This window comes from Streptomyces sp. NPDC052701 (genome assembly GCF_040678355.1).
Taxonomy (GTDB): domain Bacteria; phylum Actinomycetota; class Actinomycetes; order Streptomycetales; family Streptomycetaceae; genus Streptomyces.
Genome location: NZ_JBFATO010000003.1, coordinates 34,786 through 49,363, shown reverse-complemented (window position 1 = coordinate 49,363; position 14,578 = coordinate 34,786). Strand labels below are relative to the sequence as shown.

The 14,578-nt window shown below is 71.5% G+C and carries 16 protein-coding genes and 1 pseudogene; 13 read left to right on the top strand and 4 right to left on the bottom strand.

Annotated features, from left to right (window positions below):
• The first annotated feature begins 334 nt into the window (after positions 1-334).
• From AB0L29_RS05290 to AB0L29_RS05280, 3 genes are all read left to right on the top strand, one after another.
• Positions 335-1,288, top strand: a complete 954-nt coding sequence (locus tag AB0L29_RS05290) for a heme o synthase (protein WP_365823536.1) — start codon at positions 335-337, stop codon at positions 1,286-1,288.
• Between the two features lie 94 nt (positions 1,289-1,382).
• A complete protein-coding gene (locus tag AB0L29_RS05285) occupies positions 1,383-1,715 on the top strand; it encodes a hypothetical protein (RefSeq protein WP_365823535.1) in 333 nt (110 codons plus the stop codon).
• 111 nt (positions 1,716-1,826) lie between these two features.
• Positions 1,827-2,966: an amidohydrolase family protein gene (locus tag AB0L29_RS05280; protein WP_365823533.1), complete on the top strand. Its 1,140-nt coding sequence runs from the start codon at positions 1,827-1,829 to the stop codon at positions 2,964-2,966.
• A gap of 219 nt (positions 2,967-3,185) precedes the next feature.
• On the opposite strand, the gene AB0L29_RS05275 is transcribed toward AB0L29_RS05280, so the two are convergent.
• The 3 genes from AB0L29_RS05275 to AB0L29_RS05265 all read right to left on the bottom strand — a co-directional run bounded on the left by AB0L29_RS05275 (position 3,186) and on the right by AB0L29_RS05265 (position 5,963).
• Complete coding sequence (locus AB0L29_RS05275) at positions 3,186-4,193, bottom strand: COX15/CtaA family protein (protein WP_365823531.1); 1,008 nt, start codon at positions 4,191-4,193, stop codon at positions 3,186-3,188.
• Between the two features lie 79 nt (positions 4,194-4,272).
• The gene (locus AB0L29_RS05270; RefSeq protein ID WP_365824056.1) at positions 4,273-4,989 is read right to left on the bottom strand and encodes an ABC transporter permease; all 717 of its coding nucleotides are present in this window, start codon (positions 4,987-4,989) and stop codon (positions 4,273-4,275) included.
• A gap of 50 nt (positions 4,990-5,039) precedes the next feature.
• A complete protein-coding gene (locus tag AB0L29_RS05265) occupies positions 5,040-5,963 on the bottom strand; it encodes an ABC transporter ATP-binding protein (protein ID WP_365823529.1) in 924 nt (307 codons plus the stop codon).
• 232 nt (positions 5,964-6,195) lie between these two features.
• Here AB0L29_RS05265 and AB0L29_RS05260 point away from each other — a divergent pair, with 232 nt between their 5' ends.
• The 10 genes from AB0L29_RS05260 to AB0L29_RS05215 all read left to right on the top strand — a co-directional run bounded on the left by AB0L29_RS05260 (position 6,196) and on the right by AB0L29_RS05215 (position 14,326).
• Entirely contained in the window at positions 6,196-6,936 is a 741-nt protein-coding gene (locus tag AB0L29_RS05260; protein WP_365823527.1) for an ArsR family transcriptional regulator, read from the top strand.
• The gene (gene sufB / locus AB0L29_RS05255) at positions 6,933-8,354 is read left to right on the top strand and encodes a Fe-S cluster assembly protein SufB (protein ID WP_365823526.1); all 1,422 of its coding nucleotides are present in this window, start codon (positions 6,933-6,935) and stop codon (positions 8,352-8,354) included. The genes AB0L29_RS05260 and sufB overlap by 4 nt, the downstream gene beginning before the upstream one ends.
• Positions 8,355-8,441: 87 nt before the next feature.
• Complete coding sequence (sufD, locus tag AB0L29_RS05250; RefSeq protein ID WP_365823524.1) at positions 8,442-9,668, top strand: Fe-S cluster assembly protein SufD; 1,227 nt, start codon at positions 8,442-8,444, stop codon at positions 9,666-9,668.
• Complete coding sequence (locus tag AB0L29_RS05245) at positions 9,665-9,985, top strand: non-heme iron oxygenase ferredoxin subunit (RefSeq protein ID WP_365823522.1); 321 nt, start codon at positions 9,665-9,667, stop codon at positions 9,983-9,985. The genes sufD and AB0L29_RS05245 overlap by 4 nt, the downstream gene beginning before the upstream one ends.
• A gap of 7 nt (positions 9,986-9,992) precedes the next feature.
• On the top strand, positions 9,993-10,757 hold the full coding sequence (sufC, locus tag AB0L29_RS05240) for a Fe-S cluster assembly ATPase SufC (protein ID WP_365823520.1): 765 nt from the start codon (positions 9,993-9,995) through the stop codon (positions 10,755-10,757).
• Positions 10,754-12,010, top strand: coding sequence for a cysteine desulfurase (locus AB0L29_RS05235; RefSeq protein ID WP_365823518.1), 1,257 nt, complete (start codon positions 10,754-10,756; stop codon positions 12,008-12,010). Before sufC ends, AB0L29_RS05235 begins: the two co-directional genes overlap by 4 nt.
• Before the next feature lie 10 nt (positions 12,011-12,020).
• Positions 12,021-12,473, top strand: a complete 453-nt coding sequence (gene sufU, locus AB0L29_RS05230) for a Fe-S cluster assembly sulfur transfer protein SufU (protein WP_365823517.1) — start codon at positions 12,021-12,023, stop codon at positions 12,471-12,473.
• Positions 12,470-12,805 carry a metal-sulfur cluster assembly factor gene (locus AB0L29_RS05225; protein WP_365823515.1) on the top strand — a complete coding sequence of 112 codons (336 nt, stop codon included), beginning with the start codon at positions 12,470-12,472 and terminating at the stop codon, positions 12,803-12,805. The genes sufU and AB0L29_RS05225 overlap by 4 nt, the downstream gene beginning before the upstream one ends.
• Positions 12,806-12,986: 181 nt before the next feature.
• Entirely contained in the window at positions 12,987-13,976 is a 990-nt protein-coding gene (dapD, locus tag AB0L29_RS05220; RefSeq protein WP_365823513.1) for a 2,3,4,5-tetrahydropyridine-2,6-dicarboxylate N-succinyltransferase, read from the top strand.
• 125 nt (positions 13,977-14,101) lie between these two features.
• Positions 14,102-14,326 carry a hypothetical protein gene (locus AB0L29_RS05215; RefSeq protein WP_365823511.1) on the top strand — a complete coding sequence of 75 codons (225 nt, stop codon included), beginning with the start codon at positions 14,102-14,104 and terminating at the stop codon, positions 14,324-14,326.
• Positions 14,327-14,402: 76 nt separating this feature from the next.
• On the opposite strand, the pseudogene AB0L29_RS05210 reads toward AB0L29_RS05215, so the two are convergent.
• Positions 14,403-14,510: pseudogene (locus AB0L29_RS05210) on the bottom strand (4-hydroxy-tetrahydrodipicolinate synthase); the annotation flags it as partial.
• Positions 14,511-14,578: the final 68 nt, after the last annotated feature.

The following is a 14,578-nucleotide window of genomic DNA, read 5'->3' as shown; positions in this document are numbered from 1 at the left end:
CGCTGTCGAGCCTACCCCCGGAAGCACGTGCGTCTTCGTGCGTCGTCCCAGACTGGCGGGCCTCTTCGGAATGCGCCTCCCGGCCGGGGCGTACCGCGTTCGACACCTGAATACGGACCCGCTCATCCGGGTGCTCAATCGAGCTCCGGCGCGCCCGTCGGAAGCCCCTCCCGCCGGTGTCGCCGCAGCCCGTCGCGCCCTTGCCGCGAAGGCCCCGCCAACACGACCCCACCCCCGCGGATGTCCGGGTCTGGGCAACGTCTACAGTGGCGTGGTACGCGCGAGCCTTTACCGGCCATTCACACGGGAGGCTCGCTGGGATGTCTCTGTAGGGGTGTGCGTGACGGCCGTTGAATCCCGTCCAGCGGGGGTGCTCGGGACCAGTGAGCGCCCGACCCACCGGCCGTTCGGGGCCCGAGTCAAGGCGTTCGTGGCTCTCACCAAGCCGCGGATCATCGAGCTGCTGCTGATCACCACCGTCCCGGTGATGTTCCTCGCGCAGCAGGGCGTTCCCGACCTGACGCTGGTGCTGCTCACCTGTGTCGGCGGATACCTCTCCGCGGGCGGCGCGAACGCGCTCAACATGTACATCGACCGCGACATCGACGCGCTGATGGACCGCACCGCGCAGCGCCCGCTGGTCACCGGCATGGTCAGCCCGCGCGAGTGCCTGGCCTTCGGCATCGCGCTGGCGGTCGTCTCGACCCTGCTGTTCGGCCTCACCGTCAACTGGCTGTCGGCCTGGCTCGCCCTCGGCGCGCTGCTGTTCTACGTCGTCGTCTACACGATGATCCTCAAGCGCCGCACCTCGCAGAACATCGTCTGGGGCGGCATCGCCGGCTGCATGCCGGTGCTGATCGGCTGGTCGTCCGTCACGAACTCGATGTCCTGGGCGCCGGTCGTCCTCTTCCTCGTGATGTTCTTCTGGACGCCGCCGCACTACTGGCCGCTGTCCATGAAGGTCAGGGAGGACTACGCGCGCGTGGGCGTGCCGATGCTGCCGGTCGTCGCCTCCAACAAGGTCGTCGCCCGGCAGATCGTCGTCTACAGCTGGGTGATGGTCGCGGTCTCGCTGCTGCTGACCCCGCTCGGCTACACCGGCTGGTTCTACACCGCGGTCGCGCTGGCCGCGGGCGGCTGGTGGCTGTGGGAGGCACACGCCCTGCAGAACCGGGCGAAGGCCGAGGTCACGGGCGTGAAGCTGAAGGAGATGCGGCTGTTCCACTGGTCCATCACCTATGTGTCGCTGCTGTTCGTGGCGGTGGCGGTGGACCCCTTCCTGCGCTAGAAGTCCCCGCGGTCCCGTGCCGGGCGGGGTGCGTGGCCAAGGCCACGCACCCCGCCCGTCGCCGTTTGATCTACCCGTCGGTAGCATCCTGGTCATGGCAGACACGCAGCAGGTCGACCCGAAGGCCGAGCGCACGGCGGCCCGGCTCGCCAAGCAGATCAGCTCCTTCTCCAAGGCGCACGGAGGGGCCGAGGGCCAGGTGGCCCACCTCGGGCAGCGCGGCGCCCGGATCGTGCTCGTCGGCGCGGACGGCGGCTGGGGCGACCTGGTGGCGCCCTCCTGCGAGATCGCCGAGAAGGCGGTGGAGAAGGCCGGCATCACCCGCCACGAGGCCTTCGACGGCGAGTTCGCGGCGAGGGTGAGGACCGGACCGTACGAGTGGAGCCGCATGGCGGGCATCCAGGTGGGCGGGCCGAGGAACGGCTGACGCCCGCCCGTCGACCGGGAGAGGCGCGTCAGGCCAACACCTGGCACCCGGTTCACCCGTTAGGTCCTGCAGGAGGCCGTAGAGGCGCAGGGTCCGTCACGGGGAGCCCGGATGATCGAAACGCCGTCCCTCGTGGACCAGTACTGCCACGGCGTGCTGCGCACGGAGCTGGGCCTGGGCACCTTCGAGGCCCAGCTGGCCCGCACCGAGGGCCCGCCCGCGCCGGGCACGACGCTGTTCGACACCCAGACCGGGTTCGCCGTGCGCCGCTGGTGCCCGCCGCTGCTCGGCCTGGAACCGCACTGCCCGCCCGCCCGCTATCTGGCCCGGCGCCGCGAACTGAGGGTCCCGGAGTCGGGCCGCAGGCTGCTGCGCGGCAGCGGCATCACGACCTACCTGGTCGACACCGGCCTGCCCGGCGACCTCACCGGCCCCGCCGAACTGGCCTGCGCCGGGGCCGCCGAGGCGCGCGAGATCGTCCGCCTGGAGCCGCTGGCCGAGCAGGTCGCCGACACCTCCGGCACGGTCGGGTCGTTCCTGGCCAACCTCGCCGAGTCGGTGCACGCGGCCGCCGCGGACGCCGTGGCCTTCACGTCCGTGGCGGGCGTACGGCACGGCCTGGCGCTCGCGCCGGAGCCGCCGGGGCCGGGGGAGGTGCGGGGCGCGGCCGGCCGGTGGCTGGCCGGGCGCGGGGCCGGCGGGGAACTGAGCGACCCGGTGCTGCTGCGGCACCTGCTGTGGACCGCGGTCGCCTCGGGCCTGCCCCTGCAACTGCACGCGGGCCTCGGCGCGCCGGGGCCGCGCATCGACCGCACCGACCCGGTCCTGCTGACCGACTTCGCCCGGGCCACGGCGGGCCTGGGCACCGACCTGGTCCTGCTGCACGGCTACCCGTACCACCGCCACGCCGCCCACCTCGCCGGCCTCTTCCCGCACGTCCACGTCGACTCGGGCGCCGCCCTGGTCCGCGCCGGCGCCCGCGCCGCGACCGTCCTCGCGGAGATCCTGGAACTGGCCCCCTTCGGCAAGATCCTCTTCTCCACCGGCGCGCGGGGACTGCCGGAGCTGCACGTGGTCGGGGCGTGCCTGTTCCGCGAGGCACTGGGGCGGGTCCTCGGCACCTGGGTCGCCGAGGGCGCGTGGTCGCTGCCGGACGCCCAGCGGGTGGCGCAGATGCTGGCGGCGGGGAACGCAAGGCGGGTGTACGGGCTCAGCCGGGCCCCCGGCCCGGCGGACCTCCGGCCCCGCTAGGACCTGTCGTCCCGGGACAGCACTACTGGGGTCTTTCGGTTCGGATCAGGCCGGGCTCGCGGGGCCCTCGCGGGGCCCGGCACCGCGCCTCGCCGCGTCGTCGCCGGCTGCCGGGGCTTTGCCACGGCGCCCTCCTCCGCCTCACGACGCACGGCACCGGACCCCGCTCCCTGATCCGGCCCGATCCGCCCTGATCCGCCCTGATCCGAACGGAAGACCCTATGCCGTCGCCGGCGTGGCCTCGGCCGCGGAGTCCGGGACGGCGGCCACCGTCCGGGAGCGTTCGCGCAGCGACAGGAGCACCCGCAGCACCCAGATCCACATCACGGCCGAACCGAGCATGTGCAGACCGACCAGGATCTCGGGGAGGTCGGTGAAGTACTGGACGTAGCCGATGGCGCCCTGGGCGAGCAGGATCAGGAAGAGCTCCCGGGTGCGGCTCAGCGGGTCCCTCGGCGCGTCCACCGCCTTCAGCACGAACCACAGCGCGAAGGTCAGCGTCACCACGATCCACGCCAGCACGGCGTGCAGCTTGCTCACCGTCTCCCAGTCGACCGGCATCCGCTCGACCTCACTGGAGTCGCCCGCGTGCGGGCCCGCGCCGGTGACGACCGTGCCGACCAGGATCAGCAGCACGGCGGCCGCGACCAGGAACCACACCAGCTGCTGCACGGACCGGCCGACCAGCGGGCGCGGCGCCGCGTCGCCCTCCCCCGTGCGCTGCCACATCACCGTGGCGACCGCGATCAGCGCCGACGTCGCCACGAAGTGCGCCGCGACCGTGTACGGGTTGAGGCCCACCAGCACCACGATGCCGCCGAGCACCGCGTTGCTCATCACGATCCAGAACTGCGCCCAGCCCAGCCGGGTCAGGTCGCGCCGGTACGGCTTTTGCGAGCGCGCGGCGACGATCGCCCAGCCGACGGCGGCGCACAGCACGTACGTCAGCAGGCGGTTGCCGAACTCGATCGCGCCGTGGACGCCCATCTCGGCGGTCGAGGTGAGCGAGTCGTCGGTGCACTTCGGCCAGGTCGGGCAGCCCAGGCCCGAGCCGGTGAGCCGTACGGCACCGCCGGTGACCACGATGATCACCGACATCACGAGCGAGGAGAGGGCCGCCCGCCGGACCGTCCGGGGGGCCGGGGTCCAGCGTTCGGCGATGAAGGCGAGCGGGTTGCGCAGGGCCGCCACGGCGTCGGCGCGGGTCACGTTTGGCACGCGCTCCATGGTAGGCGGCGGCTTGTGCACGCGTTCACGAGGGTCGCCCGGCCCCGCTCCCGGCCCGGTCGCGCGAGCGCGCGTGACCTCACTCCCAGCGGAAGAACCGCCCGGCGGCCGCCAGTCCCGCGACCGCCCAGACGGCCAGGATGCCCAGGTCGCCCCAGGGCACGCCGGCCCCGTGCTGCAGGACGTCCCGCAGGCCGTCCGACAGCGCCGAGACGGGCAGCAGGCCCAGCACGTCCTGCGCGCCGGAGGGGAACTTGTCCAGCGGCACGACGATCCCGCCGCCGACGAGCAGCAGCAGGAAGACGAGGTTCGCGGCGGCCAGCGTCGCCTCGGCCTTGAGCGTCCCCGCCATCAGCAGCCCCAGTCCCGAGAAGGCCGCCGTCCCCAGGAGCAGGAGCAGCAGCACGGCGAAGGGGCCGCCGTGCGGCGACCAGCCCAGGGCGAAGGCGATCGCCGTCAGCAGGGCGATCTGGAGCACCTCGGTGACCAGCACCGACAGCGTCTTCGCGGTCATCAGGCCCCAGCGGGGGAGCGGGGAGGAGGCCAGGCGCTTCAGCACCCCGTACCGGCGCTCGAAGCCGGTCGCGATGGCCTGCCCGGTGAACGCCGTCGACATCACCGCGAGCGCGAGGACGCCCGGCGCGAGGAAGTCCACCGCCTCGCCCGCACCGGTGTCCACGATGTCCACCGTGCTGAAGAGCACCAGCAGCAGGGTCGGGATCACCACCGTCAGCAGCAGCTGCTCGCCGTTGCGCAGCAGCATCCTCGTCTCCAGCGCCGCCTGGGCCGCGATCATGCGGGGGAGGGGCGCGGCACCCGGCTTCGGGGTGAACGTACCGGTGGCGGTCACGAGCGCAGCTCCTTGCCGGTGAGTTCGAGGAACACGTCCTCCAGGGTGTGCCGCTCCACCGAGATCCTGTCCGGCATCACCCCGTGCTGGGCGCACCAGGACGTGACCGTCGCGAGCAGTTGCGGGTCGACCTTTCCGGTCACCCGGTACGAACCCGGGGCCAGCTCGGCGGCCGAGCAGTCGGCGGGCAGGGCCTTGAGCAGCGAGCCCACGTCCAGGCCCGGCCGGCCGCCGAAGCGCAGCGTGTTCTCGGCGCCGCCGCGGCACAGCTCCTCCGGGGAGCCCTGGGCGATGACCCGGCCCGCGTCGATGATGGCCACGTCGTCGGCGAGCTGCTCGGCCTCGTCCATGTAGTGGGTGGTGAGGATGACGGAGACGCCGTCGGCGCGCAGGTCGCGCACCAGGTCCCAGGCGGCGCGGCGGGCCTGCGGGTCCAGGCCGGCGGTCGGCTCGTCCAGGAACACCAGTTCCGGGCGCCCGACCACGGCCATCGCCAGCGCGAGCCGCTGCTGCTGGCCGCCGGACAGGCGCCGGTACGCCGTACGGCCGCAGGAGCCGAGCCCGAGGCGTTCGACGAGCGCGTCCACGTCGAGCGGGTGGGCGTGCAGCCTGGCGACGTGGCGGAGCATCTCGTCGGCCCGCGCGCCCGAGTAGACGCCGCCGGACTGGAGCATCACGCCGATCCGGGGCCGCAGCTCGCGGGAGTCCCTCACCGGGTCGAGGCCCAGGACGCGCACCGTGCCGGAGTCCGGCCTCCGGTAGCCCTCGCAGGTCTCGACCGTGGTCGTCTTGCCCGCCCCGTTGGGGCCGAGCACGGCGGTCACGCCCGGGCGGGCCACCAGGTCGAGCCCGTCCACCGCGGTCTTCGTGCCGTACCGCTTCACCAGGGCCTGGACCTGGACCACGGGCTCACTTCGCATGGTCCAGAGTCTAGGGACGCGGGCAGGGGTGCGGGCGGGCGGGTTCGGGAACCGCTCCTTCCGGGGCCGGTGGGCCGACGGTGGGCCCGGCTCGTCGGACGGCCGCCGCCGGACCGGTCGGTCAAAGATCGTTTCCGCAGGTCACCTTAGGTATGCCTAAGTGACGCACGGCACCATCGGGTGATCCGGACGCCGCTTGCCCGGCCCGAAGGAATTACGCAACAATGGCGTTGTGAAAAACGTCGGCGCGGCCCCTCAGGAGGAACTCGCGACCGGGGAGCGGTCCACCCGCAACCGGGTCGCGCGGTCGATCCTGGACCACGGGCCGTCGACCGTCGCCGAGCTCGCCGAGCGGCTGGGCCTCACCCAGGCGGCCGTACGCCGGCACCTGGACGCCCTGGCCGCCGACGGTGTCGTGGAGGCCCGGGAACGCCGGGTCTACGGCGCGCGCACGCGCGGGCGGCCCGCGAAGGTGTTCGCGCTGACGGACTGCGGGCGCGACGCCTTCGACCAGTCCTACGACAAGCTCGCCGCGGACGCGCTGCGCTGGATCGCCGAGCGCGAGGGCGGCGGCGAGGCCGTCGCCGCCTTCGCCCGCGCCCGCATCGCCGCCCAGGCCGGCGCCTACCGCAAGGCGGTCGAGGCGGTCGCCCCGGAGAAGCGGGCGGAAGCGCTGGCGAAGGCCCTGAGCGCGGACGGGTACGCTGCTACGGCGCGCAGCGCGCCCCACCCCCAAAAGGGCGAGCAGCTCTGCCAGCACCACTGCCCGGTCGCCCACGTCGCCGAACAGTTCCCGCAGCTGTGCGAGGCCGAGACGGAATTCTTCGCCGAGCTCCTCGGCACGCACGTGCAGCGGCTGGCGACCATCGCGCACGGCGACGGCGTCTGCACGACGTTCATCCCGAAGGCGTCGCACACCCCGAAGACCACCCACAACGCATCTGCAAGCACGGCCGGGAGGAACCCCGCATGACTCTCCCCACGGAGACTGCCCACCCCGAGCTCGAGGGCCTGGGCAAGTACGAATACGGCTGGGCCGACCGGGACGAGGCCGGTGCGTCGGCGCGTCGCGGCCTGGACGAGGACGTCGTCCGGGACATCTCCGCGAAGAAGAGCGAGCCGGAGTGGATGACCAAGCTCCGCCTCAAGGGCCTGCGCCTGTTCGAGAAGAAGCCCATGCCGAACTGGGGCTCGGACCTGTCGGGGATCGACTTCGACAACATCAAGTACTTCGTGCGCTCCACGGAGAAGCAGGCGGAGTCCTGGGAGGACCTGCCCGAGGACATCAAGAACACGTACGACAAGCTCGGCATCCCCGAGGCGGAGAAGCAGCGCCTGGTGGCCGGTGTCGCCGCCCAGTACGAGTCCGAGGTCGTCTACCACCAGATCCGCGAGGACCTGGAGGAGCAGGGCGTCATCTTCCTGGACACCGACACCGCGCTGAAGGAGCACCCGGAGCTCTTCAAGGAGTACTTCGGCACCGTCATCCCGGCCGGCGACAACAAGTTCGCCGCGCTGAACACCGCCGTGTGGTCCGGCGGCTCCTTCATCTACGTGCCGCCGGGCGTGCACGTGGAGATCCCGCTCCAGGCCTACTTCCGCATCAACACGGAGAACATGGGCCAGTTCGAGCGGACCCTGATCATCGTCGACGAGGGCGCCTACGTGCACTACGTCGAGGGCTGTACGGCGCCGATCTACAAGTCGGACTCGCTGCACTCCGCGGTCGTCGAGATCATCGTCAAGAAGAACGCCCGCTGCCGCTACACGACCATCCAGAACTGGTCGAACAACGTCTACAACCTGGTCACCAAGCGCGCCGTGGCCTACGAGGGCGCGACCATGGAGTGGATCGACGGCAACATCGGCTCCAAGGTGACGATGAAGTACCCGGCCGTCTACCTGATGGGCGAGCACGCCAAGGGCGAGACCCTGTCCATCGCCTTCGCGGGCGAGGGCCAGCACCAGGACGCCGGCGCCAAGATGGTCCACATGGCCCCGAACACCTCGTCCAACATCGTCTCCAAGTCGGTGGCGCGCGGCGGCGGCCGTACCTCCTACCGCGGTCTGATCGAGATCGGCGAGGGCGCCCCGGGCTCCAAGTCCAACGTGCTGTGCGACGCGCTGCTCGTCGACACGATCTCCCGCTCGGACACCTACCCCTACGTGGACGTCCGCGAGGACGACGTGTCCATGGGCCACGAGGCGACCGTCTCCAAGGTCTCCGAGGACCAGCTCTTCTACCTGATGAGCCGCGGTCTGAGCGAGGACGAGGCGATGGCGATGATCGTGCGCGGCTTCGTCGAGCCGATCGCCAAGGAGCTGCCCATGGAGTACGCGCTGGAGCTCAACCGGCTGATCGAGCTGCAGATGGAGGGCGCGGTCGGCTGACCACCGGCCAGGGGCGGCCCGGGCGCCGCCCCGCCGCCCCCTGCCCAGCCCCTTCTCACGCAACGGAAAGCGAGCACTACGACAGCCATGGCTGAGGCTCAGAACTCCCCTACCTCCGGCGTCGCCACGGCGGGGGGACCCCCACCGGTCGGCTCCACGACCGCCGGTGCCATCGCGGTCGCCGCCGAGGCGGACTCGACCGTCGCCACGCGCATGAGCGCGCCGGCCTCCTTCGACGTGGCGGACTTCCCCGTCCCGCACGGCCGCGAGGAGGAGTGGCGGTTCACGCCGCTGGAGCGGCTGCGCGGCCTGCACGACGGCACCGCCGTCGCCACCGGCGAGGGCGTGAAGGTCGAGGTCCAGGCCCCCGAGGGCGTCACCGTCGAGACGGTCGGCCGCGACGACGCGCGGCTGGGCAGGGCGGGCACCCCGGTGGACCGCGTGGCCGCCCAGGCGTACTCCGCCTTCGAGAAGGCCTCCGTCGTGACCGTGCCGAAGGAGACCGTCCTCACCGAGCCGATCCGCATCGCGGTGCACGGCCGGGGCGGGACCGCCTACGGCCACCAGGTGATCGAGCTGGGCGCCTTCGCCGAGGCCGTCGTCGTCATCGACCACACCGGTGACGCGGTGCTCGCCGCCAACGTCGACTACCTCCTGGGCGACGGCGCCAAGCTGACCGTCGTCTCCGTCCAGGACTGGGACGACAAGGCCGTGCACGTCGCCCAGCACAACGCCCTCGTGGGCCGCGACGCCTCCTTCAAGTCGGTCGTCGTGACCTTCGGCGGCGACCTGGTCCGGCTGCACCCGCGCGTGACGTACGCCGGTCCCGGCGGCGAGGCCGAGCTGTTCGGCCTGTACTTCACCAACCGGGGCCAGCACCAGGAGCACCGCCTCCTGGTCGACCACAACGTCCCGCACTGCAAGTCCAACGTCGTCTACAAGGGCGCCCTCCAGGGCGACCAGGCGCACGCGGTGTGGATCGGCGACGTGCTCATCGAGGCCAGGGCCGAGGGCACCGACACGTACGAGATGAACCGCAACCTGGTCCTCACCGACGGCGCCCGCGTCGACTCGGTCCCCAACCTGGAGATCGAGACCGGCGAGATCGTCGGCGCCGGCCACGCCTCCGCCACCGGCCGCTTCGACGACGAGCAGCTCTTCTACCTCATGGCCCGCGGCATCCCGGAGTACGAGGCCCGCCGCCTGGTGGTCCGCGGCTTCTTCGCCGAACTGGTCCAGCAGATCGGCGTGCCGGACATCGAGGAGCGCCTGATCGCCAAGATCGAGGAGGAGCTGGAGGCGTCGGTCGGATGACGTCCTTCGTACGCGCCTGCGGAGTGAGCGAGCTGGAGGAGGACACCCCGAAGCGGGTGGAACTCGACGGCACGCCCGTGTCCATCGTGCAGACCGGGGGCGAGGTGTTCGCGATCCACGACATCTGCTCGCACGCGAACGTCTCGCTGTCGGAGGGCGAGGTCGACGACTGCCACATCGAGTGCTGGCTGCACGGCTCGCGCTTCGACCTGCGCTCCGGCAAACCCGACGCCCTTCCGGCGACGCGTCCCGTCCCCGTATACCCCGTCAAGATCGAAGGGGACGACGTGCTCGTCTCCCTCACCCAGGAGTCCTGAGGCACCCATGGCAACGCTTGAAATCCGAGACCTGCACGTCACCGTCGAGGTCGAGAACGGCACTAAGGAGATCCTCAAGGGTGTCGACCTGACCGTGAAGCAGGGCGAGACGCACGCCATCATGGGCCCCAACGGCTCGGGCAAGTCGACCCTCGCCTACTCCCTCGCGGGTCACCCCAAGTACACGATCACCGGCGGCACCGTCACCCTCGACGGCGAGGACGTCCTGGAGATGTCCGTCGACGAGCGCGCCCGCGCCGGCCTGTTCCTCGCCATGCAGTACCCGGTCGAGGTCCCCGGCGTCTCGGTCTCCAACTTCCTGCGCACCTCCGCCACCGCCATCCGCGGCGAGGCCCCCAAGCTGCGCACCTGGGTGAAGGAGGTCCGGGAGGCCATGGAGCGCCTCAACATGGACCCCGCCTTCGCCGAGCGCAACGTCAACGAGGGCTTCTCCGGCGGTGAGAAGAAGCGCCACGAGATCCTCCAGCTGGAGCTGCTCCGGCCGAAGGTCGCGATCCTCGACGAGACCGACTCCGGCCTCGACGTCGACGCGCTGCGGGTCGTCTCCGAGGGCGTCAACCGGGTCCGCGAGACCGGCGAGGTCGGCACCCTGCTGATCACGCACTACACGCGCATCCTGCGCTACATCAAGCCCGACTTCGTCCACGTGTTCTCGGCCGGCCGCATCGTCGAGTCCGGCGGCGCCGAGCTCGCCGACAAGCTGGAGGAAGAGGGCTACGAGGCATACACGAAGGGTGGCGTATCCGCGTGACACAGCTGCCGGGCCTCCTCGACACCGAGGCGATCCGCAAGGACTTCCCGATCCTCGACCGGGTGCTCCACGACGGCAAGAAGCTCGTGTACCTGGACAACGCGGCGACCTCGCAGACGCCGCGCCAGGTCCTCGACGTGCTCAGTGAGTACTACGAACAGCACAACGCCAACGTGCACCGCGGCGTGCATGTGCTGGCCGAGGAGGCCACGGCGCTGTACGAGGGCGCGCGGGACAAGGTCGCGGAGTTCATCAACGCGCCCAGCCGCGACGAGGTGATCTTCACCAAGAACGCCTCGGAGTCGCTGAACCTCGTGGCGAACATGCTGGGCTGGGCCGACGAGCCCTACCGCGTGGACTCCGAGACCGAGATCGTCATCACGGAGATGGAGCACCACTCCAACATCGTGCCGTGGCAGCTGCTCGCGCAGCGCACGGGCGCGAAGCTGAAGTGGTTCGGCCTGACCGACGACGGCCGCCTCGACCTGTCGAACATCGACGAGGTCATCACGGAGAAGACGAAGATCGTCTCCTTCGTGCTGGTGTCCAACATCCTGGGCACGCTCAACCCGGTCGAGGCGATCGTGCGCCGTGCCCAGGAGGTCGGCGCGCTGGTCTGCGTCGACGCCTCCCAGGCCGCTCCCCACATGCCGCTGGACGTGCAGGCCCTGCAGGCCGACTTCGTGGCCTTCACCGGCCACAAGATGTGCGGCCCGACCGGCATCGGCGTGCTCTGGGGCCGCCAGGAGCTGCTGGAGGACCTGCCGCCGTTCCTCGGCGGCGGCGAGATGATCGAGACGGTGTCGATGCACTCGTCGACGTACGCGCCCGCCCCGCACAAGTTCGAGGCGGGCACCCCGCCGATCGCGCAGGCGGTCGGCCTGGGAGCGGCGATCGACTACCTGAACGCGATCGGCATGGACAGGATCCTCGCCCACGAGCACGCGCTCACCGAGTACGCGGTGAAGCGGCTGGCGGAGGTCCCCGGCCTGCGGATCATCGGCCCCACGACGGCCGAGGACCGCGGCGCGGCCATCTCCTTCACCCTCGGCGACATCCACCCGCACGACGTGGGCCAGGTCCTCGACGAGCAGGGCATCGCGGTCCGCGTCGGCCACCACTGCGCGCGGCCGGTCTGCCTCAGGTACGGAATTCCCGCGACCACGCGGGCGTCGTTCTATCTGTACTCCACGCCGGCCGAGATCGACGCGCTGGTCGAGGGGCTGGAGCACGTACGGAACTTCTTCGGCTGAAGGGCTGGTCGTGAAGCTTGACTCGATGTACCAGGACGTCATCCTGGACCACTACAAGAACCCTCACGGGCGTGGTCTGAGGGATGGCGACGCCGAGGTGCACCATGTGAACCCCACGTGCGGCGACGAGATCACGCTGCGCGTGAAGTACGAGGGCACGACCGTCGCCGACGTCTCCTACGAGGGCCAGGGCTGCTCCATCAGCCAGGCGAGCGCCTCCGTCCTCAACGAGCTGCTGGTCGGCAAGGACCTGTCCGAGGCGCAGAAGATCCAGGAGACCTTCCTGGAGCTGATGCAGTCCAAGGGCCGGATCGAACCCGACGACGCGATGGAGGACGTCCTGGAGGACGCGGTCGCGTTCGCCGGTGTCTCCAAGTACCCGGCACGGGTCAAGTGCGCGCTGCTGAGCTGGATGGCGTGGAAGGACGCGACCGCCCAGGCCCTCGAAAGGAAGACGGCATGACCGACACCGCTGAGATGAAGCCGGTCTCGGAGGAGGAACTCCGCGAGGCCCTGATGGACGTCGTCGACCCCGAGCTGGGCATCGACGTCGTCAACCTCGGCCTGATCTACGGCATCCACATCGACGGGGACGCGAACATCGCCACCGTCGACATGACCCTGACGTCCGCGGCCTGCCCGCTGACGGACGTCATCGAGGACCAGGCCAGGTCCGCCACGGACGGCCTGGTCAAGGAACTCCGCATCAACTGGGTCTGGATGCCGCCGTGGGGCCCTGACAAGATCACCGACGAGGGGCGGGAGCAGCTCCGGGCGCTGGGCTTCAACGTCTGAGACCCCCTCGTACGGCCCTGCGGCGGCCCCCGGCCTGACACGGCCGGGGGCCGCCGCCGTCCCCGGGCGCGGACCGGTGCCGTGGCGCGCAAGGGCACCACCGGGCCGGGCCGCCGCCCGGCACATGAGACGTGCCGCCACCGGTTCGCACCCGCGGGCGGCGTCACGTTAGGTTGCCCTCATGACCGACACGACTGCTCCTCGCACCACCGGCGCCGTGGCCGCCGGCCTCGCCACGATCGCCGCCGACGGCACCGTCCTCGACACCTGGTTCCCCGCGCCGGAACTCGTCGCCGAGCCCGGCCCCTCCGGCACCGAGCGGCTGTCCGCCCGGCAGGCCGCGGAGCTGATCGGCGCGGGCGCGACCGCGGCGATCGGCCCGGACGCCCGCCGCGGCGTCGAGGTCGTGGCGGTCCGCACGGTCATCGCCTCGCTCGACGACAAGCCGATCGACACGCACGACGTCTACCTGCGCCTGCACCTGCTCTCGCACCGCCTGGTCAAGCCGCACGGCCAGAGCCTGGACGGCATCTTCGGCCTGCTGGCCAACGTCGCCTGGACCTCGCTCGGCCCGGTCGCCGTCGACGACATCGAGAAGGTCCGCCTCAACGCCCGCGCCGAGGGCCTGCACCTCCAGGTGACCTCGATCGACAAGTTCCCGCGCATGACGGACTACGTCGTCCCCAAGGGCGTCCGCATCGCCGACGCCGACCGGGTCCGCCTCGGCGCGCACCTCGCCGAGGGCACCACCGTCATGCACGAGGGCTTCGTCAACTTCAACGCGGGCACCCTCGGCACGTCGATGGTCGAGGGCCGGATCTCCGCCGGTGTCGTGGTCGGCGACGGCTCGGACATCGGCGGCGGCGCCTCCACGATGGGCACGCTGTCCGGCGGCGGCAACGTCATCATCTCCATCGGCGAGCGCTGCCTGGTGGGCGCCGAGGCGGGCGTCGGCATCGCGCTCGGCGACGAGTGCGTCGTCGAGGCCGGCCTGTACGTCACCGCCGGCACCCGCGTCACCCTGCCCGACGGCCAGATCGTCAAGGCCCGGGAGCTGTCCGGCGCCTCCAACATCCTCTTCCGCCGCAACTCGGTCACCGGCACGGTCGAGGCCCGGCCGAACAACGCGGTCTGGGGCGGTCTGAACGACGTGTTGCACAGCCACAACTGACCAGCCCGGCGGCCCCGGCCGGCACGTAAGGATGATCCGGCGTGACCTCGCGGTGGTTCGGTCCGATGAACAGGTGGACGTGGTGTCCGATCAGACGCCGAACCGACCGGACGAAGGGCTGGGACATGAGGAACGAGCGGACGAGGGCCGTGGCGCGGTGGCTGACCGGGGCGGGTGCCGCCGCGGTGGTGTGCTGGCTGCCGGCGGGGACCGCGCACGCCGACGAGACCAACACCGCCTCGCACAACGGTCCGCGGATCGGCCTGGTCAACGTCGGCCAGGTCGACGACCCGATGGAGGACGTGCTGGAGCACACGCTGCTGTTCGGCGACGGCTACCGCTGGGGCTGAGCCGCCGCACCGACGGGCCGGGGCCCGTACCGCGCACCCGCGGTACGGGCCCCGGCCCGTGTCCGCTCGGCCCCCGCGCCGTGCCGCCCGCGCCGAAGGCCTCCGGGACGGCCCGCACCCGGTCCGGGACCACGTTCGCGACCGCGCTGACGCAGTCGGCCCCGCCCACCGCGTACAGGGCGAGGCCGCGTTCTGCCGGCGGCCGCCCGCCGGGGGCGGCGGGCCGCCCTGTGTGCAACCCGGTCCCGGATG